We start from the raw sequence: 20,874 nt of genomic DNA on the forward strand, positions 1-20,874 counted from the left end.
GGACATCCATGGCTGCTGTTGCTGCTTCTGCATCTTTCTCCATCAAGGATTTTTTCAAGAGCTTCATGCTCTGGGAACTGGTCAAGGGCATGGCCCTGACGGGCCGCTACACCTTCCGTCGCAAGGTGACGGTGCAGTTCCCCGAGGAAAAGACTCCTCTTTCGCCGCGTTTTCGCGGCCTGCATGCGCTGCGCCGCTATGAAAACGGCGAAGAGCGCTGCATTGCCTGCAAGCTGTGCGAGGCGGTGTGTCCGGCGGTGGCGATCACCATCGAGTCCGACGTGCGCGCCGATGGCTCGCGCCGCACCACGCGCTACGACATCGACTTGACCAAGTGCATCTTCTGCGGCTTTTGCGAAGAAAGCTGCCCGGTTGACTCCATCGTGGAAACGCCGATCTTCGAGTACCACGGTGAAAAGCGGGGCGATCTGTATTTCACCAAGGACATGCTGCTGGCCGTTGGTGACCGCTACGAGCCCGAGATCGCAGCCGCCAAGGCTGCGGACGCCAAGTACCGTTGACCGGGTGTCCGTACAACGTCTGAACTTTTGAAAAGACCTGATTCATGGATGCCAAGACCGGTTTCTTCTATCTGTTTGCGGTGGTGCTGCTTTATGCGGCCTTCCGGGTCATCACGGCGCGCAATCCTGTGCATGCCGTGTTGCATCTGATTCTTGCCTTCTCCCAGGCCGCCGGTATCTGGCTGCTGCTGAAGGCGGAATTCCTGGCCATCACCTTGGTGCTGGTCTATCTGGGTGCAGTGATGGTGCTGTTCCTGTTCGTCGTGATGATGCTTGACATACGCATAGACGCCGTGCGCAAAGGTTTCTGGAAGCATTTTCCGGTGGCCGCCCTCATCGGCGCCATCGTGACGTTTGAAATGGCGGCCGTGCTGATGACGGGCTTCCGCGGCATGGAGGAGCCGAAGGCGATCGCCGATGTGGTGGTCAATGCGGCGGGGCAGGCCGTGCCGTATTCCAACACCAAGGCCTTGGGCAAGCTGCTGTATTCCGAGTACCTGTACCCGGTCGAGGTGGCGGCCGTGATTCTGTTGGTGGCCATGATCGCGGCCATCGCACTGACGCTGCGCCAGCGCAAGGATTCGAAGGCCATTGACCCCGCTGACCAGATTCGCGTGCGTGCCGCCGACCGCGTCGTGATGATGAAAATGCCAGCCACCGAGCCACCACCGGCCGCAGAGGCCGCACCCGCTGCCGAGGAGAAGAAGCAATGACACCGACGCTGGGCCACTTTCTCACGCTGGGCGCCATGCTGTTCGCCATGGCGGTGATCGGGATCTTCCTGAATCGCAAGAATCTCATCGTCTTGCTGATGGCGATCGAACTGATGCTGCTCGCGGTGAATTTCAACTTCGTCGCGTTCTCGCACTACCTCGGGGACATGCACGGTCAGGTCTTCGTGTTCTTCATTCTCACCGTGGCGGCCGCTGAGTCCGCCATCGGCCTGGCCATCCTGGTGCTGCTGTTCCGTAACAAGTCCAGCATTGACGCGGAAGACCTCAACACCCTCAAGGGTTGATGGGTCACCGGTACTTGCAAGGTTCTCAAGAATGAGTCAAACCCTTTCTGCTTCGATGCTGCTGGCGGTGCCCCTGGCGCCGCTGGCGGGCTCCGTGCTCGTTGGCGTGTTCGGTACCGCGTTCGGCGGTAACTTGATCGGCCGTCGTGGTTCCCATTCGCTGACCATCCTGGGGGTGCTGATCGCCTTCGTGCTGTCGGCCATGACGCTCCAGAGCGTCGTGCAGGATGGCGCGGGTTTCAACGAGACGATCTACACCTGGATGGTCGTGGGTGGCCTGAAGATGGAGGTCGGTTTCCTGATCGACAGCCTCACGGCCATGATGATGTGCGTGGTGACCTTCGTCTCCTTGATGGTGCACATCTACACCATCGGCTACATGGAGGAGGACGACGGCTACAACCGCTTCTTCTCCTATATCTCCTTGTTCACCTTCTCCATGCTCATGCTGGTCATGAGCAATAACCTGCTGCAGCTGTTCTTCGGCTGGGAAGCCGTGGGCCTGGTGTCGTACCTGCTGATTGGCTTCTGGTACAACAAGCAGACGGCGATCTTCGCGAACATGAAGGCATTCCTGGTGAACCGGGTGGGGGACTTCGGGTTCATCCTTGGCATCGGTCTGATTGGCGCCTACGCGGGTTCTTTCAACTACGCAGAGATCTTCGCCAAGGCCAATGAACTCGCGGCAATCGGCTTCCCCGGCACCGACTGGATGTTGATCACCGTGATCTGCATCTGCCTGTTCATCGGCGCCATGGGCAAGTCGGCCCAGTTTCCGCTGCACGTCTGGCTGCCGGATTCGATGGAAGGCCCCACGCCCATCTCGGCCCTGATTCACGCCGCGACCATGGTGACGGCCGGCATCTTCATGGTGTCGCGCATGTCGCCGTTGTTCGAGCTGTCCGACACGGCCCTGAACTTCGTTCTCGTCATTGGCGCCATCACCGCGCTGTTCATGGGTTTCCTGGGCATCATCCAGAACGACATCAAGCGCGTGATTGCCTACTCCACGCTGTCCCAGCTGGGCTACATGACCGTGGCCCTGGGCGCATCGGCCTACTCCGTGGCCGTGTTCCACCTGATGACCCACGCCTTCTTCAAGGCGCTGTTGTTCCTCGGTGCGGGCTCGGTCATCATCGGCATGCATCACAACCAGGACATCCGCTGGATGGGTGGCGTGCGCAAGTACATGCCGATTACCTGGATCACCTTCCTGCTGGGTTCGCTGGCGCTGGTCGGTACGCCGTTCTTCTCGGGCTTCTATTCCAAGGATGCCATCATCGAGGCGGTGCACTTCAGCCAGCTGCCGGCCGCCGGTTTCGCACATTTCGCCGTGCTGGCCGGTGTGTTCGTGACGGCGTTCTATTCATTCCGCGTGTATTTCCTGGTTTTCCATGGCAAGGAACGCTACGACCAGAATCCCGACGCCCACCACGACGATCATGGCCATGGGCATGGTCACGATGCCAAGCCGCACGAGTCGCCTTGGGTGGTCTGGCTGCCATTGGTGCTGTTGGCCGTTCCGTCCGTAGTGATTGGTGCCATGACGCTGATGCCCATGCTGTTCGGTGACTTCTTCAAGGGCGTGATCCACGTCGATGCCGCGCGCCACCCCGCCATGGCGGAGCTGGCCAAGACCATCCACGGCTGGATGGAAATGGGCATGCACGGATTCGTTGCCGCGCCGTTCTGGTTGGGGCTGGCGGGAGTTGCTCTGGCCTACTACATGTACATGGTCAATCCGGCCCTGCCGACCGCCATCAAGCGGGCTTTCCAGCCGGTCTATACGTTGTTGGAGAACAAGTATTACCTCGACTGGCTCAATGAGAATGTCATTGCCCGGGGCGCACGCTGCCTGGGTACCGCCTTGTGGAAGGGCGGTGACCAGGGAGTGATCGACGGCGCTATCGTGAATGGTTCGTGGAAGCTCGTCGGTCGCATTGCCGGACTGGTGCGCTGGTTCCAGTCGGGTTACATCTACCACTATGCGCTGGTCATGATCCTGGGTGTGTTCGCACTCATGACGTACTTCGTCTGGCTCAACAAGTAGAGGGAAAACAAAAATGGGTTTGTTGAGTCTTGCCATCTGGGTACCCATCGCATTCGGTGCCCTGTTGCTGGCGTTGGGGCGCGATGAGCATGTGAGGGTGGTGCGCTGGCTGGCGCTCATTGGTGCGTTGGCGGGATTTGCCGTCACCCTTCCGCTCATCAGCGGTTTCGACAATGGCAGCGCTGCCGCGCAGTTCGTCGAAAAGGCCATGTGGATTGAACGATTCAACGTTCATTACCATCTTGGCGTGGATGGGATTGCATTCTGGTTCGTGCCGCTGACGGCCTTCATCACGGTGATCGTCGTGATTGCCTCCTGGGAGGCGATCACGGAGCGGGTGAACCAGTACATGGGTGCATTCCTGATTCTGTCGGGGTTCATGGTTGGCGTGTTCAGCGCCATGGACGGCTTGCTGTTCTATGTGTTCTTCGAGGCCACGCTCATCCCCATGTACCTGATCATTGGTATCTGGGGCGGGCCGAACAAGATCTATGCGGCCTTCAAGTTCTTCCTGTACACGTTGCTGGGCTCGCTGCTGATGCTGGTGGCCTTCATCTATCTGTACAACCAGTCGGGCGGCAGCTTCGATATTGCAGCCTGGCACAAACTGCCCCTGTCCGCCACCGCGCAGACCTTGCTGTTCTTTGCCTTCTTTGCAGCGTTTGCGGTCAAGGTGCCCATGTGGCCGGTGCACACCTGGCTGCCCGACGTGCACGTCGAGGCGCCGACAGGCGGCTCCGCAGTGCTGGCTGCCATCATGCTGAAGTTGGGTGCCTACGGTTTCCTGCGTTTTTCGTTGCCTATCGCACCAGATGCATCCCATGAATGGGCCTGGCTGATGATCGCCTTGTCGCTGGTGGCCGTCATTTACGTGGGCTTGGTGGCGATGGTGCAAAAGGATATGAAGAAGCTTGTGGCTTATTCGTCTGTTGCGCACATGGGTCTGGTCACCCTTGGTTTCTTCGTCTTCAATGACGTTGGCGTGTCCGGCGGTTTGGTGCAGATGATTGCCCACGGTTTTGTCTCTGGCGCCATGTTCCTGTGCATCGGCGTTCTGTACGACCGCGTGCACTCGCGCGAAATCGCGGCCTACGGGGGTGTGGTCAACACCATGCCCAAATTTGCAGCGTTTGCATTGCTGTTTTCGATGGCCAACTGCGGCTTGCCTGCCACGGCGGGCTTTGTGGGCGAGTGGATGGTGATCATCGGCGCCGTGAAGTTTGACTTCTGGGTGGGCCTGGGCGCAGCCACCAGCCTGATTTTGGGCGCGAGCTACACCCTGTGGATGTACAAGCGCGTCTATCTCGGTCCCGTCACCAATGACAACGTGCGTGGGCTTGTGGACATCAACGGGCGTGAATTCCTTGTGCTGGGCCTGCTGGCGATTGCCGTGCTGTACATGGGTATCTATCCCAAACCCTTTACGGATGTGATGGATGCCTCCGTGGCCGACCTGCTCAGGCATGTGGCGCAATCCAAGCTCAACTGACCAGACTGAATTGAGAGAAACGAGATGATTGACAACATCAGCTGGCTGGCGATTTACCCTGAGATCGTGTTGCTGGTCATGGCTTGCGTGATCGCACTGGTGGACCTTGGCGTAACCAGCACGCGTCGCACCGGCACTTATGTGCTCACCATGCTGACCCTGGCGGTGGTAGCCGCCTTGCAGGCCATGTACGCCACCAGCGGCAATACCTTTTATGCCTGGGGCAACATGGTGGTCAGCGACGCCATGGGCAACTGGCTCAAGTGCTTTGCCACCGTGGCCGTGATGGTCGTGCTGGTTTACGGCCGCCCCTATGCTGCGGACCGTGACATGTTGCGCGGTGGTGAATTGTTCACGTTGACCATGCTGGCCCTGCTGGGCATGTTCGTGCTGATTTCGGCCAACAATTTCCTGCTGATCTACCTGGGTCTGGAGCTGATGACGCTTTCCAGCTACGCGCTGGTAGCCATGCGCCGCGACAACACCACGGCGACCGAAGCCGCCATGAAGTATTTTGTGCTGGGTGCGATGGCCAGCGGCTTCCTGTTGTATGGCTTGTCGATGCTCTACGGTGCAACAGGTTCGCTGGACATCGGCCAGGTGTTCAAAGCCATCAACGCAGGGCAGATTCGCCACCAAGTGCTGGTTTTCGGGCTGGTTTTTGTGGTGGCTGGCCTGGCCTTCAAGCTGGGTGCCGTTCCTTTCCACATGTGGGTGCCTGACGTTTACCAGGGTGCGCCCACTGCCGTAACGCTGTTCATCGGCAGTGCTCCCAAGCTGGCGGCCTTTGCCATGGTGATGCGCCTGCTGGTGGACGGCCTGCTACCGCTTGCTATCGACTGGCAGCAGATGCTGGCAGTGCTGGCCATCGGGTCGCTGCTGGTGGGCAACCTTGCGGCGATCATGCAGACCAACCTCAAGCGCATGTTGGCGTACTCCACCATCTCTCAGATGGGCTTCGTACTGCTGGGTCTGATGTCGGGTGTCGTGCATGGCAATGTGGACGCCACCGCTGTGGAGAACGCCTACAGCTCCGCCATGTTCTACGTGGTGACCTATGTGCTCACCACGTTGGCGGCCTTCGGTGTGATCCTGCTGTTGGCGCGCGAAGGTTTTGAAAGCGAAGAAATTTCCGACCTGGCCGGTCTGAACCAGCGCAGCCCGCTGTACGCAGGCGTGATGGCCGTGTGTCTGTTCTCGATGGCCGGTATTCCGCCGCTGGTCGGTTTCTATGCCAAGCTGGCCGTGCTGCAAGCGCTGGTTGCGTCCGGGCAGGTACTGCACATCGCCTTGGCAGTATTCGCCGTCATGATGTCGTTGATCGGCGCGTTCTACTACCTGCGCGTGGTGAAGGTGATGTACTTCGACGCACCATTGACTGCTACCAGCGTGTCCGCACCGTTGGACGTGCGTGTGGTGCTGACCATCAATGGCGCTCTGGTCCTGGTCCTGGGACTGCTGCCGGGTGGGCTGATGGCCCTGTGCGCCGATGCCATCGTGCGCGCCCTCGCCACCTGACCGGGCGCCGCGGCTGCCATGACCCAGACGGGGGCCATCTGGCTGGTAATTTTGGCCGCCCTTGTGGCGGCCAATCTCCCTTTCATCAATGACCGGTGGCTGGTCGTCGGCGCACGCGCCCGGGAAGGCAAACCCTTCTTCGTCCGCGCGCTGGAATTGGTGTTGCTGTACTTCCTGGTCGGTGGTCTGGCGTTGGCGCTCGAAAAACGGGCAGGGCAGATTGCGCCCCAGGGCTGGGAGTTCTACGCGGTCACCGGGGCGCTGTTCGTGACGCTGGCATTTCCGGGGTTCGTCTACCGCTACCTGATGCGTCGCCGCGACCGCAGTGCCGCCGAGGACTGATGAGGGTTGGCCTTGAAAGTACTCGACCTGCTGTGTTCGCTCGACCACACGTTTGAAGGCTGGTTTGCGAGTGAGGGCGACTTTCACAGCCAGCAGGCACGTGGCCTGGTGCAGTGTCCGATGTGCGGGGACTCGCAGGTGCGCAAGGGGGTCAGCGCTCCCCGGTTGAACCTGAGCACCGGGGCCTCCACATCGCGGGAAGCCACTGCGACGGCTCCCGCTCCCGTTCCGCCAGAGGGGGTATCTGCCGCCTTTCAGGCCGCATGGCTTGCCATGGCGCGCCGGGTCATGGCGCAGACCGAGGACGTGGGAGACCGCTTCGCATCCGAGGCACGCCGCATGCACTACGGCGAGACGGAAGAGCGCGGCATACGCGGCCAAGCGACGCCCCAGGAAACCGCCGAGCTGCTGGATGAGGGTATTGCGGTGCTGCCGCTGGCGTTGCCGCAGGCAGCGAAAGAGCCTCTGCACTAGGGTTCTGGCTCTGGCTGGCTCTAGCGCGTCGGCGCCGCCCCCCCACTTTCCCTTCAACGCGAGAACTGCAGCGCTGCCAAGCGGGCATAGACGCCGCCCTGGTGCAGCAAGTCCTCATGCCGCCCCTGCTCGACGATGCATCCATGGTCCATGACCACGATGCGGTCCGCATGCTGGACGGTGGCCAGCCGGTGGGCGATGACCAGGGTAATACGTTGGCGGGAATGCTGGCGAAGCGCGGTGTCCAGCGCAAGCTGCACGGCACGCTCGCTGTGCGCGTCCAGGGCGCTTGTGGCCTCGTCCAGGAGCAGTACGGGGGCGTTCTTGAGCAGCGCGCGGGCTATGGCAATGCGCTGGCGTTGGCCTCCTGAGAGGCGCACGCCATGCTCGCCGAGAAAGGTGTCGTACCCCTGCGGCAGCGCGTCGATGAATTCATGGGCAAATGCGGCGCGTGCTGCTGCTTCCACCGCGTGCCGGCTCGCCTGCGGATCGCCATAGCGGATATTGTCCAGGGCCGATGCGGAAAAAATCTCGGCGTCTTGCGGAACCACCCCAATGTGGCTTCGCAGCACCTGCGGGTCCATGTCGCGCAAATCCACGCCACCCAACGTGATGCGGCCCTCGCTCACGTCGTAGAAGCGTTGCAGCAATTGAAAGACGGTGGACTTGCCGGCGCCGCTGCTGCCCACCAACGCAACGGTTTCTCCTGGCAGCAGGCGCAGGTCGAAGTGGCGCAGCGCGGGTGGCACGGGGCGCGAGGGATAGGAGAAGCCTACGCCCGTGAACTCGATCGAAAGGTCTGTGGCCCGCGGCATGGCGGGCCGGGATGGTGCGGCAAGCGTGGGGCGTGTTGCGAGCAGTTCCATCAGCCGCTCCATCGCACCCGCGGCGCGCAACAGGTCGCCATAGACCTCGCCCAGCACGGCTACGGCACCCGCGAGAAACATCGCATAGAGAATGGTCTGCCCCAGTTGCCCGGCCGAGAGCGTCCCTGCAAGGACCGCCTGGGCCCCGAGATACAACCCCCACAGCAACAGCGCGGCGCTGGCAATGATGATGAAGGCCATCAGCGCTGCACGGGCGCCGCTGCGGCGCAGGGCTGCGCGCAGCGCACTCTCCGTAGCCGCCGCGAAGCGGGCGGCCTCGCGCGCTTCTGCGGTGTAGCTTTGCACCACGGGAATGGCGCCCAATACTTCTGCGGCGATGGCGCTGGCATCTGCCACGCGGTCCTGGCTTGCGCGTGACAGACGCCGAACACGCCGTCCGATCCACATCGACGGCAGCACGATGGCGACGATGGCCCCGAAGGCGAGCGCCATCACGTAGGGTGTGCTCCAGATCAGCATGCCCAGCGCCCCGGCGCCCAGCACGGCATTGCGCAGCCCCATGGACAGCGATGAGCCCACGACGGTCTGCACCAGTGTCGTGTCGGCCGTGAGGCGCGACAGCACTTCCCCCGTTTGCGTGGTTTCAAAGAACTCCGGGCTCTGCCGCAGCACGTGTGCGTAGACGGCGTTGCGCAGATCTGCCGTGACGCGTTCGCCCAGCCAGCTCATGAGGTAGTAGCGTGCGGCCGACGCCAATCCAAGTGCCACGGCGACCGCGAACAGCACCGCAAAGTGCGTGCGCAACGCGGGTGCGCCGACGCCTTTTCCCCCGGGGGTGGCTGCGCTAATCGCGCCATCGATCAATTGACGCAGGGCCGTGGGAAAGGCCAGCGTTGCCAAGGCGGCGAGCAGCAGAAACGCCATCGCGCCAGCGAGGTGTATCCGGTAGGGACGCAGGAACGGCGCCAGTTCCCTCATCAGGTGGCGCATGTCCTGGGGTCTTTTCTGGGCGTTGGTGGACCTTGCCATGCGCCAGTGTAGGGCGTAAGAGTCGCTGGGTTACGTGGCGCCGAAGCGGTCCATGAACGCCGCTGCAAAGGCTGGGCCGCCACTGAGGGTCAGCGTCAAGGTCACCCATGCCTGGGGCTGGGATTGTGGTCGTGGATGAATTTGCCGTTCGTGGATGTCGAACCCCAGCGCCAGCAAGGGCAACCCGTCGCGCTCGCACTGCAGGTCGTAGTCCCACAGTCCTCCCATCTCGACCGGGCCGCGCAGAGCGCCGAACTCGGTGTGCGCCCAGTCCAGCAGCGCTGTAATCTCCGCCAGCAGCTCGGGCAGGCGTGCCGTGGGCACGCTGGCCACGGCATCCCAGGTGGCCGTGCCTTCCTCATCCTCGCTGTAGTCAAAATCCAGAAAATGCAAAGTCATGCGACAACCCAGCCCTGTGATGCGGGCGCTGTTTCTTCAGGAGACGTCATGCTGAAGGGCCCCGAGCCTATTGCATCCCCGCCCGCGTTGCGGGCCGACGGGATCTGCTTCGGCTTTGCGCAACGGCCCTTGTTCCAGCATTGGAGCGCGGATTTTCCCGCAGGCCTGGTGCTGGTGCAGGGTGGGGATGGGGCGGGCAAGACCAGCCTGTTGCGCCTGATGGCCGGAGAGTGGGCGCCGCAGGCCGGGCGGATGCTGCTGCATGGCACGAGCGCGACGCAGAATCCTGCGCAATACCGGGCACAGGTCTTTTGGCGCGACCCGCGCGCGCCGTGGCCGCAGGCGATGACGGCGCAGGACTGGGCCGCCGGGCTGCGCACGGTCCATGCGCGCTGGTCCGAGGAGGACTGGCACGCCCACGCCGCGGGCTGGGGCATTGCCGGGCATTTGCACAAGGCCATGCACCAGCTTTCCGCAGGCAGCCAGCGCAAGGTGCTGATGGCCGGCGCACTGGCCAGCGGCGCCCCACTGACATTGCTGGATGAGCCGCTGGCCGGGCTGGACAAGGCGTCCATCACCTACCTGCTGCAGGCGCTGCAGCGGGAGGCAAGTGCACCCCGCACCCCTGGGCGCGTGTTGGTGGTGGCGCATTACGATGCGTTGGGCGATCTGCCCTGGCGCCACCGGGTGGTACTGCCGGAATAAACTGACGCACCTTTTTCCGCGCCCGCTGGCGCAAGGAGTTGTCGTGGAAGCCCTGCTGTTTGCCCCCGCCGCCGTTGCCATTGCGCTCACGCCCGGCCCCAACAATTTCTGCGGGCTCAACAACGGCATCCGCGCCGGTGTCGCAGCCGCGCTGATCGCGACCGTGGGGCGGGTGGCCGCATTCGCCATTTTCCTCACGGTTTCGGCCGTGGGATTGGGGGCCATGCTGCTGGCTTCGGAGGCCGCATTCACGGCCGTCAAATGGGCCGGCGCCGTTTATCTGTTCTGGATTGGCTGGCGCGCATGGCGCAGCCGGGAGTTCGGTGGCGCGGCGCTGGTCGAGGGAGATGAGGCACCCGCACCCGCGCGCGCCTCGGTGCGCGCCCTGATGGCAGGGGAGTTCCTGCTGGGCATCACCAACCCCAAGGCCATCATCCTCTTTGCGGCCGTCTTCCCGCAGTTCATCGATCCGGCACAGCCCGCGGCGCGGCAGTTCCTGGTACTGGGCAGCATCTACCTGATGGCGGAATTCGTGGCCACAGCGGTGTATGCCACGTGCGGGCGGCAGATCCGCCGCGTGATTCGCACGCAGCGCGGCGTGGTGCGGCTGAACCGTGCCACAGGTGGCTTCTTCATGGGAGCTGGCGGCTTGTTGCTGACGGCCAACCGCTAAAAAAAGCCGGCCCAGGGGCCGGCTTGCGCGGTGTGCCGCAGGCGCGGGGCCTGCGCAGAGGTATCAGACCACGCCTTGCGCCAGCATAGCCTCGGCCACCTTCACGAATCCAGCCACGTTGGCACCGTTGATGTAGCTCACGCTGCCATCGGCGCGCTTGCCGTATTGCAGGCAGGCGGCGTGGATGCCCTGCATGATCTGGAGCAGGCGCGCATCCACTTCGTCGCGGGTCCACGACAGGCGCATGGCGTTCTGGCTCATTTCCAGGCCCGAGGTGGCCACGCCACCGGCGTTGCTAGCCTTGCCCGGTGCGTACAGCACGCCCGCCTGCTCGAACAGCTTGGCTGCCTCGTTGGTCGAGGGCATGTTGGCGCCTTCGGCCACGCACAGCACGCCGTTCTTGATGAGGGTGCGGGCGTCGTCTTCATGAAGCTCGTTTTGCGTGGCGCAGGGCAGGGCCACGTCCACCTTGACATGCCAGGGACGCACGCCGGCTTCGAACTTCACGCCGGTACGCGCGGCGTAGTCGCTCACGCGGCCGTAATGGTGGTTCTTCACGTCCATCAGGATGGCCAGCTTCTCGGGGGTGAAGCCGTCTTCGTCGATGATGGTGCCGCTGGAGTCCGACACGGTGATGACCTTGGCGCCGAGTTGCATGGCCTTTTCCACGGCGTACTGGGCCACGTTACCCGAGCCGGACACGGACACGCGCAGGCCGTCGAAGCTGCGGCCGCGGGTCTTGAGCATCTCGTCGGCGAAGTACACCGTGCCGTAGCCGGTGGCCTCGGGGCGGATCAGCGAGCCGCCGAAGGCCAGGCCCTTGCCCGTGAACACGCTGGCGGCGTTGTTGGCCAGCTTCTTGTACATGCCGGCCATGAAGCCGACCTCACGGCCGCCCACGCCGATATCACCCGCGGGCACGTCGGTGTCGGGACCCACGTGGCGGAACAGCTCCGTCACGAAGGCCTGGCAAAAGCGCATGACTTCGGCCGGGCTCTTGCCCTTGGGGTCGAAGTCCGAGCCACCCTTGCCGCCGCCCATGGGCAGCGTGGTCAGCGCGTTCTTGAAGGTCTGCTCGAAGGCCAGGAACTTCAGCACCGACAGGTTGACCGAGGGGTGAAAGCGCAGGCCGCCCTTGTAAGGGCCGATCGCCATGCTGTGCTGGATGCGGTAGCCGCGGTTGATATGCACATTGCCGTGATCGTCGAACCAGGACACGCGGAACATCACCACCCGCTCGGGCTCCACCAGGCGCTCCAGCAGGCCTTGCTCGGCATAGCGCGGATTCTTTTCGATGAACGGCCACAGGCTTTCCATGACCTCGGTCACGGCTTGCAGGTATTCGGGCTGGCCGGGGTTGCGCTGTGCAACCTGTTCAAGGAAATGGCCCACGGATTGGTGCTTCATAAGGACTTTCTGCTCAAGGGAAATTTAGCGATGCGGCAATGCAGCATCGAATTATGTCAAAAAGACATGTGGTTATGCACCATTTTGGATTTGATGCCCCGCAATGGGACAGGTTTTCGGGGTTGTCGCGCGTTGCTGGTGCGTTTTCTTGCGCGTTTTTGGTGCGAAGTCAGTGGCGAATGCCCTGTTGCACGGGATTGCGCAACGGTTTGACAGGGGCACGGCTGCGCCGCCCTGGGCACCGCCAAAGCAGCGCTGGCAGTGCAAGGCAGTCGAGGGAGAAAGGTAGGGGAGAAAGGAATGCCGCTGGGTGGTAGCGGCGTGAGAGGGTGTGTGGATGCGCTCAGCGCCCGCGCAGGAACAGCGCGTCCAGCTCTTTCATGCTGAGCTGGCGCCAGGTGGGGCGGCCGTGGTTGCACTGGTCGGAGCGATCGGTGACTTCCATCTGGCGCAGCAGGGCGTTCATCTCGTCCAGCGTCAGCCGGCGATTGGCCCGCACGGCGCCATGGCAGGCCATGGTGGCAAGGATCTCGCTCTGCGCGCGCTGCACCACGGTGCTGGCGTCATGGGTGGCCAGCTCAGCCAGCACGCTGCGCGCCAGCTCCACGGGGTTGCCCTGGGCCAGCGTGGTGGGCACGGCGCGCACGGCCAGGGTGCGCGGCGAGAACGGCACGACCTCCAGTCCCAGCCGGGCCAACGTGTCGGCATGCGCCTCGGCGGTCGCCACCTCTTCGGGGGTGGCGGCAAAGGTGGCGGGGATGAGCAGTGGCTGGCTGGCGATGCGTGCACCTTGGTCCACCTGGGCCTTGAGCCGCTCGTACACGATGCGTTCGTGCGCCGCATGCATGTCCACCACCACCAAGCCCTGCGCGCTTTCGGCCAGGATATACACGCCATGGACCTGCGCCACGGCGCGGCCCAGCGGCCACGTGTGTCCATCCTCGACGTGCGCAGTCGCCATGTCGACGGCAGCCAGTGGAGCCGCGCTGGTGGGCGAGAAGGACGGCGCCGTGGGCGCGCCTGGAGCGACCGGTGCCATGGCGGCGGTTGCCGGCATACCGGGCGATGGCGCAGCCGTGGATGTGCCCCAGAGTGCTTGCAGGTCAGAGACCTTGTGGCCCGCGCGCTCTTCAAATTTGATAGCTGCTTGCGCTTGCCAATAGGGGGCATGAGCCGGGTTTCTATCTGAATCGCCCACGGATGGAGCGGCAGGCGCTACAGAAGTTGAAGCGGCGGCAGCCGCCAGCGCCTGCGCGCGCGGCGCCGCCAGAGCGTTCTCCACCGCGTGGCGCACGGCCTGGTGCACCTCGCGGCTGTCGCGAAAGCGCACCTCGATCTTGGTCGGGTGCACGTTCACGTCCACACGCTGCGGGTCGATCTGTACGTACAGCGCGTATACCGGCTGCTTGTGGCCGTGCAGCACGTCCTCGTAGGCGCTGCGCGCGGCATGCGTGAGCACCTTGTCGCGCACGAAGCGGCCGTTCACGTAGCAGAACTGCTGGTCTGCACGCGAACGGGCGGCATCGGGCAGCCCGGCGCGGCCCGTCACCGTGACCGCGCCCAGGCGCAGGTGCACAGGAACGGAGTCGCGGATGAAGTCCTCGCCCAGCACGTCGCTCAGGCGCTGCTGCAGGGCCTGCTGGCGTTTGCCCTCGTCCGCTGTGGCAGCGGGGGTCAGGGTGGCGCGCCATTGCTCCACCAGCTTGCCTTCGTGCCAGATGGCAAAGCCCACGTCGGGCCGCGCCAGCGCATGGCGGCGCACGGCCTCGATGCAGTGGGCGAGCTCGGTCGCGTCGGTCTTGAGGAACTTGCGCCGCGCGGGCGTGGAGAAGAACAGCTCCTTGACCTCCACGGTCGTGCCACGGCTGCGTGCCGCGGGGCGCAGTTCGCCGCTGCGCGCATCCAGCAGAAAGGCGCTGGCCTGCTGCGCGGTGCGCGACAGCAGCGCCATCTCGGACACCGACGCGATGGCGGCCAGCGCCTCGCCGCGAAAACCCATGGTGGCGACCGATTCCAGGTCGTGCAGGTTGGTGATCTTGCTCGTGGCGTGGCGGCGCAGGGCCACCGGCAGCTCATCCTGCGGGATGCCGCTGCCGTCGTCCTCCACGGCGATCAGGCGCACGCCGCCGGCCAGCAGGCGCACGGTGATCTGGGTGGCGCCCGCATCCAGGGCGTTGTCCACCAGCTCGCGCACGGCAGAGGCGGGGCGCTCCACCACTTCGCCCGCCGCGATCTGGCTGATGAGCTCGTCGGGCAGGTCGCGAATGGGGCGCCGGGGCGCTGGGGCGAGGGCGGTGTCGGAAGGCTGTGCGGTCACGCGGGGATTTTAGGTGGCGATGCGACCGCGGGTGCTGTAAGGGTCAGTGGCGGTGGCGGTAGCCGCGGTCGTTGTTGCGGCCGACCTCGTTACCGATCAGCGCGCCGGCGGCGGCGCCGCCCACGGTACCCAGCGTGGAGCCGAACACCGCGCTGCCCACGAGGCCGCCGGCCACGGCGCCGACGCCCGTGCCGATCTGTGCGTTGCTGGGCCGGTGGGCGCAGCCGCCCAGTGCAAGGGCGCCCGTGAGCAGTGCGGCAGTGGCGATCAGGCGGCTGTGGCGGAGGACGGTCATGGCGGTTCCTTTCGGGGAGATGGTCTTGTAATGAGGTGCGGCGCGGTGCGCACGCCGTGGGTGCACTATGGCGCGGCCGTGTGAAGTGTGCCCCGCGGTTTGTTTGCCAATTGCCAACAAGTGTGAGCAATTGCCAATGGTGGTGTGGTGCAACCAGGGGCATTGGGGGCGCGGGTACATTACGGCGCACTTCGCCAACGGGAGGTTTGTGTTTTGGAAGTCTTTGCGTTCCTGATCGATTTCATCCTGCATGTGGACAAGCATCTCGCCGCCTTCGTGGCCAGCTATGGCCCCTGGGTGTACGCGCTGCTGTTCATCATCGTGTTCGTGGAGACGGGCGTGGTGGTCATGCCCTTTCTGCCGGGTGACTCGCTGCTGTTCGTGGTGGGGGCGCTCAGCGGTGCAGGGTTGATGAACTTCCCGCTGGCCTGCGCGGTTCTGCTGGCTGCGGCGATCCTGGGCGACCAGTGCAACTACAGCATCGGGCGCTATTTCGGACCCAAGGTATTCCAGTGGGAAAGCTCGCGCTGGTTCAACAAGAAGGCCTTCGACCAGGCCCATGCGTTCTATGAGCGCTATGGCGGCATCACCATCGTGCTGGCGCGCTTCATGCCCTTCATCCGCACGTTCGCTCCCTTCGTGGGCGGTGTGGCGGCCATGGGGCGGGGCAAGTTCACGGCCTACAACATCGGTGGTGCAGTACTGTGGGTCGTGGGCATCTGCACGGCGGGGTACTTCTTTGGAAACATGGCCTGGGTGCAGCGGCATCTGGACAAGATCATCTGGGCCATGATCTTCATCCCCGGCCTGATTGCCATCTTTGGCGCATGGCGCGCCGGGCGCAAGGCTCAAGGAACTGCGGCTGCTATTGAATAGATAGCTAGTGGCGCATGTTGGAAGCGCGTTAGAGCCATATTCCATATAGAACGCCACCGCCTCGCGAGAGGGGTGGCGTTCTGCATGGTGAGGCTCTCAGGCGGGCCGTCAACGGCGGCGATCGCGGTCCCGGTCTTCACCCAGTTCGTGGCCGATCAGCGCGCCGGCAGCGGCGCCGCCAATGGTGGCGGCCGTGCCGCCCACGGCGCTACCGAGTGCGCCGCCAGCCACGGCGCCGACACCGGTGCCGATCTGGGCGTTGGTGGGATTGGACGAGCAGCCCACCAGGCCCAGGGCGGCTGCGCAGGCGGCGGCGGAGAGAAGGTGGCGGTATTGCATGGTGGCTCCTTATGGTCAACAGACCCCGGTGTGAGGCCGTGACTCAACTGTCACCCCGCCGGCCCGGCGCCGGTGTAGGCCCGTCTTGCCGGCGCGTGTAGGACGCGGCGGCCCTCGGCCCCTAACCCGGCACGAGACAGATCGTCACCAGCAGCGAGGCGTCCTGCAGCGCCCGCAGCACATGCGGAATGCGCGGCACCAGGTGCAGGAAGTCGCCTTCGCGCAGGGTATGCGACTGCGCGCCGGCCTGGATAAGCACCTCGCCCTCCAGGCACAACAGCGTGACCTCGCCCGGTGCGTCGTGCTGGTGCTGCTCTTTACCGGCGGGCAGCACCACGCGAATCACTTCCAGCTGGCCGGCCTTGATGAGGGCGCTGGTGGGGGTGTCGTGCAGGCGCGGCCCCAGGGGCCGGAGGCTGACGACTTCGCAGGACTGGGCGTGGGGCAGTGCCATGGCGGTCTCCTGGCCGCCGGCACGGCCGCGCTGCTCAGACGGTGCGGCTGCGCGCCAGCGGCGGGTTTTTCGCGAAGTATCGGACGATGCCGCGCATCAGCGCGTCGGCCAACTGCTCTTGATACGCGGCGGACCGCAGCTTGGACTCTTCCTCGGGGTTGCTGATGAAGGCCGTCTCCACCAGCACGCTGGGAATGTCGGGCGCCTTGAGCACGGCAAAGCCCGCCTGCTCCACGCGCGGCTTGTGCAGCTTGGCCATGCCGCCGATCTCGCCCAGCAGCACGCTGCCGAGCTTCAGGCTGTCGTTGATCTGCGCCGTGGTGCTCATGTCCAGCAGCGCGCGCTGCACATGGCGGTCCTGCTGGGCGCCCAGGTTCACGCCGCCGATCAGGTCGGCCTCATTCTCCTTGTTGGCCAGCCAGCGCGCGGCCGAGCTGGACGCGCCGCCCTGGCTCAGCGCGAACACGCTGGCGCCGCGTGCTGACGGGGTGGTGAAGGCGTCGGCGTGGATGGACACGAACAGGTCCGCCTGCACGCGCCGCGCCTTGTCCACGCGCGCCGCCAGCGGGACGAAGAAGTCACCGTCGCGCGTGAGGAAGGCGCGCATGGGGTTGCCGCCCACCTGCGTGGCATTGATGCGGTCACGCAGCAGGTGCGCCACTTTCAGCACCACGTCCTTTTCGCGCGTGCCGCGCGGGCCGATGGCGCCCGGGTCTTCGCCGCCGTGGCCGGGGTCCAGCGCGATGATGATGAGGCGGTCGGTGGAATACGCCGCGCGGGCCGTCGTAGGCGGGGTGGCGGGCGCGGCAGGGCGCGCCGGGGCGGCGGGTGCCGGCGCCACGGGTGCGGTTGCCACCGCCGTGCCCGGCACGGGCAGGGCAGGGGGCATGGCCTGCGGTGCGGAATGCCGTGCGATCAGGTCACCCAGAGGGTCCGTCAATGGGGGAGCCGCCATGGCGCGCCCTGTACCTATTGCGCTGCCGGGCAGCGGCGCGGTGGCGTCGCGCAGCCGCTCGGCGATCAGTGCCTCCAGCGGGTCGGGCGGCTGCGCGGGATACAGGTCGAACACCAGCCGGTGCTGGTACGCGGCCACGGGCTGCAGCGTGAAGACCTGCGGCCGCGCCGCCTGCTTCAGGTCCACCACCAGGCGCACCACGCCGGGCGCGTTCTGGCCCACGCGGATGCCGGCGATGTTGGGGTCGTCTGCGCGCACCTTGGCGACCAGTTCGCGCAGCGAGGGGTTGAGGTCGATGCCCTCGATGTCCACCGCCAGGCGCGGCGGCGTGTCCACGAAGGTCTGGCGGGCCGTGAGCGCACGGTCGGATTCGATGGTCACCCGTGAATAGTCGGGCGCGGGCCAGACACGCACCGCGACGATGGTGGCGCCGCGCGCGATCTGCTGCGTGCCCAGCAGCAGTACCAGGCTACCCGCGCGCAGCAGGGTGCGGCGGCTGTGAAGAGGGGAAGGGCGGCGGGCATCGCTCATGGGGTGTCCAGTCCTTGCAGTATGGCGCTGCCATGGGGCGTGTGGGCTCGCAGCGTCACGTGCCGGGCTGAATCATCCTCCGCTTCAATGTGAATAGCAATATCCGCAGGCGGGATGAGGGTTCCTGCATGGCCAGGCCACTCGGCCAGCTTCAGGCCGGGGCTAGCGAAGATGTCGCGAAAGCCTGCGTCTTCCCACTCGCGCGGGTCGCTGAAGCGGTAGAAGTCGAAGTGCCAGATGTTCAGTCCTGGTGCCTGGTGCGGCTCGACCACGGCGTAGGTGGGGCTCTTGACGCGCCCCTGCACGCCCAGGGCGCGCAGCAGGTGGCGCACCAGCGTAGTCTTGCCCGCACCCAGGTCGCCATGCAGGGCGATGAAGGCATTGCGCAGGCCGGGCTGCGCGGCCAGGCGCACGGCGAAGCGTGCCGTGTCCTCCTCGTCCTTCCATTGCAGCGACAGGCAGTGCGGCGTTTCTACAATCGGGTGTTGATGGTGTGCAGCAGTCAACTCGTTCCTCAAATACAAGGCTGGGCCCGCGAGCTGGGATTTTCCCAAATCAAGGTGGCCGGCGTGGACTTGTCCTCCGCCGAGCCCGGATTGATGCAATGGCTGGCCCAAGGGTTCCATGGCGAGATGCATTACATGGCGGCGCATGGCCTGAAGCGTGCCCGCCCGGCGGAACTGGTGCCCGGCACCGTGAGCGTGATCACCGCGCGCATGGACTACCTGCCGCGCGCGATGGCGCTGGATGCCCCCGAAGGCTGGCAGGCCATTGAACTTGGCCGGCTGGCGCGACCCACCGAGGCGGTGGTTTCCGTCTACGCCCGGGGACGCGACTACCACAAGGTGCTGCGCGCGCGGCTGCAAAAGCTCAGCGACCGTGTCGCCGAGGCAGTAGGGCCCTTTGGCCACCGCGTGTTCACCGACTCGGCGCCGGTACTGGAGGCCGAGCTTGCGCGCCGCAGCGGCCAGGGTTGGCGCGGCAAGCACACACTGGTGCTGAGCCGCGAGGCCGGCTCGATGTTCTTTCTGGGCGAGATCTATGTGGACATGCCCCTTGAACCCACCGAGCCCGTCACGCACCACTGTGGCAGTTGCGAGGCATGTATCGACGTCTGCCCCACGCAGGCCATCATCGCGCCGTACCGCCTGGATGCGCGCCGCTGCATCTCCTACCTCACCATCGAGCACGCCGGGCACATTCCGCTGGAGTTGCGCCCGCTCATGGGCAACCGCATCTATGGCTGCGACGACTGCCAGCTCATCTGCCCGTGGAACAAGTTCGCGCAGACCAGCAGCCTGCCCGATTTCGATGTGCGCGCGGGGCTGGTGGGGCAGCAGCTCGTGCATCTGTTTACGTGGGACGAGGAGACCTTCCTGCGCATGACCGAGGGCGGCCCGATCCGTCGCATCGGCCATGAGCGCTGGCTGCGCAACATCGCCGTGGCGCTGGGCAACGCGTTGCGCGCGACCCGCGACCCTGTCGTTCGCGCGGCGCTGGCCGCACGCGCCGATGACCCGAGCCCGCTGGTGCGCGAGCATGTGGCCTGGGCGCTGGCACAGGAAAATGAATAAAAATGGCCTGCAACACTTGCAGGGTAAGCGCGAGTAGCTATTAATTAAATAGCGTCAACGCAACAAGCCCAGAGCGAAGGGCAGGCTCACCACCCCCAGCACGGTGGACAGCGTGACCAGGCCTGCGACATACGCGCCGTTGTAGCCCATGCGTGCGGCGAGTACATAGCAGGTGGATGCGGTGGACACGGCGCAGAACGCCATCAGCACCGAGGTCTGCGTGGCGTCCAGCCCCAGCAGATGCGCGAACCCCCAGGCGATCAGCGGCTGCGCGAGGTGGCGAATGGTCAACACCGACACGGACAGCAGCTTGCTGCGCGTGAGCAGGCCGAACTGCATGCCCGCGCCCGCCGCCATGAGCCCCAGCGCCAGCGACGCGGCGCTGATGCGACCCACCGTGGGCTCCAGCCACGGCGGGATGCGAAAGCCCAGCAGGTTGGCCGCCAGCCCCGTCGCCGTGGCGATGATCAGCGGGTTGCGCAGCAGTTCGCGCACGAAGCCCTGCTGGCCGCCGCGCGCCATGGGCCACACGGCGGCCACGTTCAGCAGCGGTACGCACACGCCAATCAGCACCGCCACCATGAGCAGGCCCTGCGCACCCGCCAGGCGCTCGGCCAGGGCCAGCACGATGAAGGAGTTGAAGCGGAAGGCCACCTGCGCCGCCGCTGCGTGGTCGCGCCGGTCGATGTGCCTGCCCAGCCAGGGCAGGTGCGGCAGGCTGTAGGCCAGCACCACGCCGCACAGGCCCGTGCCCACGCCGGCCACCACCAGGCCGGTGGCCTCGCCCACGTTGATGGGGCTCTTGACGATGGACTGGAACAGCAGCACCGGGAACAGCAGGTAATACACCAGGCTTTCCACCGGCTGCCAGACGGAGCGGTTGAGGGGCGTGTAGCGGCACAGCAGGTAGCCGAACAGGATCAGCGAGAAATCCGGGAGAAGAAGCTGCACGTAACTCACGGCGCGCAGCATACCGTGGCGCTGTAGGCCGGCGGCGCGAATGATTGGGGAAACTCCCAACAAATCAGCGCGGCGCCCGCGGTGGTCAACGCGGCATGGCACCGTAGGATCGCCGCCTACC

General features: G+C 65.0%; 22 protein-coding genes. 12 read left to right on the forward strand and 10 right to left on the reverse strand.

Going from position 1 to position 20,874, the window contains the following annotated elements; translation table 11 throughout:
- Positions 1 to 8: 8 nt before the first annotated feature.
- From nuoI to I3K84_RS17370, 8 genes are read left to right on the forward strand one after another with little or no spacing between them, the layout of a single operon-like run.
- Complete coding sequence (nuoI, locus tag I3K84_RS17335) at positions 9 to 521, forward strand: NADH-quinone oxidoreductase subunit NuoI (RefSeq protein ID WP_047350026.1); 513 nt, start codon at positions 9 to 11, stop codon at positions 519 to 521.
- 44 nt (positions 522 to 565) lie between these two features.
- Positions 566 to 1,234, forward strand: coding sequence for an NADH-quinone oxidoreductase subunit J (locus I3K84_RS17340; RefSeq protein WP_135148203.1), 669 nt, complete (start codon positions 566 to 568; stop codon positions 1,232 to 1,234).
- Complete coding sequence (nuoK, locus tag I3K84_RS17345) at positions 1,231 to 1,539, forward strand: NADH-quinone oxidoreductase subunit NuoK (protein WP_047350028.1); 309 nt, start codon at positions 1,231 to 1,233, stop codon at positions 1,537 to 1,539. Before I3K84_RS17340 ends, nuoK begins: the two co-directional genes overlap by 4 nt.
- A gap of 31 nt (positions 1,540 to 1,570) precedes the next feature.
- The gene (gene nuoL, locus I3K84_RS17350; protein WP_196995056.1) at positions 1,571 to 3,589 is read left to right on the forward strand and encodes an NADH-quinone oxidoreductase subunit L; all 2,019 of its coding nucleotides are present in this window, start codon (positions 1,571 to 1,573) and stop codon (positions 3,587 to 3,589) included.
- 13 nt (positions 3,590 to 3,602) lie between these two features.
- Entirely contained in the window at positions 3,603 to 5,078 is a 1,476-nt protein-coding gene (locus tag I3K84_RS17355) for an NADH-quinone oxidoreductase subunit M (RefSeq protein ID WP_172206423.1), read from the forward strand.
- 24 nt (positions 5,079 to 5,102) lie between these two features.
- Positions 5,103 to 6,596 (forward strand): NADH-quinone oxidoreductase subunit NuoN, encoded by a 1,494-nt coding sequence (nuoN, locus tag I3K84_RS17360; RefSeq protein ID WP_103737340.1) that lies wholly within the window; start codon positions 5,103 to 5,105, stop codon positions 6,594 to 6,596.
- Positions 6,597 to 6,614: 18 nt separating this feature from the next.
- Positions 6,615 to 6,938: a DUF2818 family protein gene (locus I3K84_RS17365; protein WP_015912621.1), complete on the forward strand. Its 324-nt coding sequence runs from the start codon at positions 6,615 to 6,617 to the stop codon at positions 6,936 to 6,938.
- Positions 6,939 to 6,950: 12 nt separating this feature from the next.
- Positions 6,951 to 7,412: a DUF1178 family protein gene (locus I3K84_RS17370; RefSeq protein ID WP_196995057.1), complete on the forward strand. Its 462-nt coding sequence runs from the start codon at positions 6,951 to 6,953 to the stop codon at positions 7,410 to 7,412.
- Positions 7,413 to 7,465: 53 nt separating this feature from the next.
- Here I3K84_RS17370 and I3K84_RS17375 read toward each other — a convergent pair whose 3' ends face one another.
- Both I3K84_RS17375 and I3K84_RS17380 read right to left on the reverse strand, forming a co-directional pair.
- Entirely contained in the window at positions 7,466 to 9,268 is a 1,803-nt protein-coding gene (locus I3K84_RS17375) for an ABC transporter transmembrane domain-containing protein (protein ID WP_196995058.1), read from the reverse strand.
- 30 nt (positions 9,269 to 9,298) lie between these two features.
- On the reverse strand, positions 9,299 to 9,667 hold the full coding sequence (locus tag I3K84_RS17380) for a hypothetical protein (RefSeq protein WP_103737336.1): 369 nt from the start codon (positions 9,665 to 9,667) through the stop codon (positions 9,299 to 9,301).
- A 48-nt stretch (positions 9,668 to 9,715) separates the two neighbouring features.
- Here I3K84_RS17380 and I3K84_RS17385 point away from each other — a divergent pair, with 48 nt between their 5' ends.
- Both I3K84_RS17385 and I3K84_RS17390 read left to right on the forward strand, forming a co-directional pair.
- Positions 9,716 to 10,372: an ATP-binding cassette domain-containing protein gene (locus I3K84_RS17385; protein WP_196995059.1), complete on the forward strand. Its 657-nt coding sequence runs from the start codon at positions 9,716 to 9,718 to the stop codon at positions 10,370 to 10,372.
- A 43-nt stretch (positions 10,373 to 10,415) separates the two neighbouring features.
- A complete protein-coding gene (locus tag I3K84_RS17390) occupies positions 10,416 to 11,045 on the forward strand; it encodes a LysE family translocator (RefSeq protein WP_196995060.1) in 630 nt (209 codons plus the stop codon).
- A gap of 63 nt (positions 11,046 to 11,108) precedes the next feature.
- Here the strand turns inward: I3K84_RS17390 and gdhA are convergent, their stop codons facing one another.
- The 3 genes from gdhA to I3K84_RS17405 all read right to left on the reverse strand — a co-directional run bounded on the left by gdhA (position 11,109) and on the right by I3K84_RS17405 (position 15,064).
- A complete protein-coding gene (gene gdhA, locus I3K84_RS17395) occupies positions 11,109 to 12,452 on the reverse strand; it encodes an NADP-specific glutamate dehydrogenase (protein ID WP_047350033.1) in 1,344 nt (447 codons plus the stop codon).
- 343 nt (positions 12,453 to 12,795) lie between these two features.
- Positions 12,796 to 14,769 carry a DNA mismatch repair endonuclease MutL gene (mutL, locus tag I3K84_RS17400; protein ID WP_196995061.1) on the reverse strand — a complete coding sequence of 658 codons (1,974 nt, stop codon included), beginning with the start codon at positions 14,767 to 14,769 and terminating at the stop codon, positions 12,796 to 12,798.
- Between the two features lie 43 nt (positions 14,770 to 14,812).
- On the reverse strand, positions 14,813 to 15,064 hold the full coding sequence (locus tag I3K84_RS17405) for a glycine zipper 2TM domain-containing protein (protein ID WP_011804420.1): 252 nt from the start codon (positions 15,062 to 15,064) through the stop codon (positions 14,813 to 14,815).
- 213 nt (positions 15,065 to 15,277) lie between these two features.
- Between I3K84_RS17405 and I3K84_RS17410 the strand changes: the two genes are divergently transcribed.
- Positions 15,278 to 15,940 carry a DedA family protein gene (locus I3K84_RS17410; RefSeq protein ID WP_196995062.1) on the forward strand — a complete coding sequence of 221 codons (663 nt, stop codon included), beginning with the start codon at positions 15,278 to 15,280 and terminating at the stop codon, positions 15,938 to 15,940.
- A gap of 108 nt (positions 15,941 to 16,048) precedes the next feature.
- Here the strand turns inward: I3K84_RS17410 and I3K84_RS17415 are convergent, their stop codons facing one another.
- The 4 genes from I3K84_RS17415 to tsaE all read right to left on the reverse strand — a co-directional run bounded on the left by I3K84_RS17415 (position 16,049) and on the right by tsaE (position 18,725).
- Entirely contained in the window at positions 16,049 to 16,279 is a 231-nt protein-coding gene (locus tag I3K84_RS17415) for a glycine zipper domain-containing protein (protein WP_015912630.1), read from the reverse strand.
- Positions 16,280 to 16,400: 121 nt separating this feature from the next.
- Complete coding sequence (locus I3K84_RS17420; protein WP_196995063.1) at positions 16,401 to 16,733, reverse strand: cupin domain-containing protein; 333 nt, start codon at positions 16,731 to 16,733, stop codon at positions 16,401 to 16,403.
- Between the two features lie 34 nt (positions 16,734 to 16,767).
- Positions 16,768 to 18,219, reverse strand: a complete 1,452-nt coding sequence (locus I3K84_RS17425; protein WP_196995064.1) for an N-acetylmuramoyl-L-alanine amidase — start codon at positions 18,217 to 18,219, stop codon at positions 16,768 to 16,770.
- Positions 18,216 to 18,725: a tRNA (adenosine(37)-N6)-threonylcarbamoyltransferase complex ATPase subunit type 1 TsaE gene (tsaE, locus tag I3K84_RS17430; protein ID WP_103737363.1), complete on the reverse strand. Its 510-nt coding sequence runs from the start codon at positions 18,723 to 18,725 to the stop codon at positions 18,216 to 18,218. The genes I3K84_RS17425 and tsaE overlap by 4 nt, the downstream gene beginning before the upstream one ends.
- 12 nt (positions 18,726 to 18,737) lie before the next feature.
- On the opposite strand from tsaE, the gene queG reads away from it, so the two are divergent.
- The gene (gene queG / locus I3K84_RS17435; protein ID WP_196996129.1) at positions 18,738 to 19,793 is read left to right on the forward strand and encodes a tRNA epoxyqueuosine(34) reductase QueG; all 1,056 of its coding nucleotides are present in this window, start codon (positions 18,738 to 18,740) and stop codon (positions 19,791 to 19,793) included.
- Between the two features lie 54 nt (positions 19,794 to 19,847).
- Here queG and I3K84_RS17440 read toward each other — a convergent pair whose 3' ends face one another.
- A complete protein-coding gene (locus tag I3K84_RS17440) occupies positions 19,848 to 20,765 on the reverse strand; it encodes an AEC family transporter (RefSeq protein WP_172206440.1) in 918 nt (305 codons plus the stop codon).
- Between the last annotated feature and the right edge of the window lie 109 nt (positions 20,766 to 20,874).

Origin of the sequence: Diaphorobacter sp. JS3051 (assembly GCF_015832135.1) — a bacterium.
GTDB lineage: Bacteria > Pseudomonadota > Gammaproteobacteria > Burkholderiales > Burkholderiaceae_C > Diaphorobacter > Diaphorobacter nitroreducens.

Bases quoted from the DNA above. Each gene is read 5' to 3' on its own strand.
- I3K84_RS17375 (WP_196995058.1), bottom strand. From the start codon at position 9,268: ATGGCAAGGTCCACCAACGCCCAGAAAAGACCCCAGGACATGCGCCAC.
- I3K84_RS17365 (WP_015912621.1), top strand. From the start codon at position 6,615: ATGACCCAGACGGGGGCCATCTGGCTGGTAATTTTGGCCGCCCTTGTG.
- I3K84_RS17415 (WP_015912630.1), bottom strand. From the start codon at position 16,279: ATGCAATACCGCCACCTTCTCTCCGCCGCCGCCTGCGCAGCCGCCCTG.
- I3K84_RS17440 (WP_172206440.1), bottom strand. From the start codon at position 20,765: ATGCTGCGCGCCGTGAGTTACGTGCAGCTTCTTCTCCCGGATTTCTCG.
- I3K84_RS17420 (WP_196995063.1), bottom strand. From the start codon at position 16,733: ATGGCACTGCCCCACGCCCAGTCCTGCGAAGTCGTCAGCCTCCGGCCC.
- nuoN (WP_103737340.1), top strand. From the start codon at position 5,103: ATGATTGACAACATCAGCTGGCTGGCGATTTACCCTGAGATCGTGTTG.
- I3K84_RS17380 (WP_103737336.1), bottom strand. From the start codon at position 9,667: ATGACTTTGCATTTTCTGGATTTTGACTACAGCGAGGATGAGGAAGGC.
- nuoL (WP_196995056.1), top strand. From the start codon at position 1,571: ATGAGTCAAACCCTTTCTGCTTCGATGCTGCTGGCGGTGCCCCTGGCG.
- I3K84_RS17355 (WP_172206423.1), top strand. From the start codon at position 3,603: ATGGGTTTGTTGAGTCTTGCCATCTGGGTACCCATCGCATTCGGTGCC.
- I3K84_RS17425 (WP_196995064.1), bottom strand. From the start codon at position 18,219: ATGAGCGATGCCCGCCGCCCTTCCCCTCTTCACAGCCGCCGCACCCTG.
- I3K84_RS17405 (WP_011804420.1), bottom strand. From the start codon at position 15,064: ATGACCGTCCTCCGCCACAGCCGCCTGATCGCCACTGCCGCACTGCTC.
- nuoK (WP_047350028.1), top strand. From the start codon at position 1,231: ATGACACCGACGCTGGGCCACTTTCTCACGCTGGGCGCCATGCTGTTC.
- nuoI (WP_047350026.1), top strand. From the start codon at position 9: ATGGCTGCTGTTGCTGCTTCTGCATCTTTCTCCATCAAGGATTTTTTC.
- I3K84_RS17340 (WP_135148203.1), top strand. From the start codon at position 566: ATGGATGCCAAGACCGGTTTCTTCTATCTGTTTGCGGTGGTGCTGCTT.
- gdhA (WP_047350033.1), bottom strand. From the start codon at position 12,452: ATGAAGCACCAATCCGTGGGCCATTTCCTTGAACAGGTTGCACAGCGC.
- I3K84_RS17385 (WP_196995059.1), top strand. From the start codon at position 9,716: ATGCTGAAGGGCCCCGAGCCTATTGCATCCCCGCCCGCGTTGCGGGCC.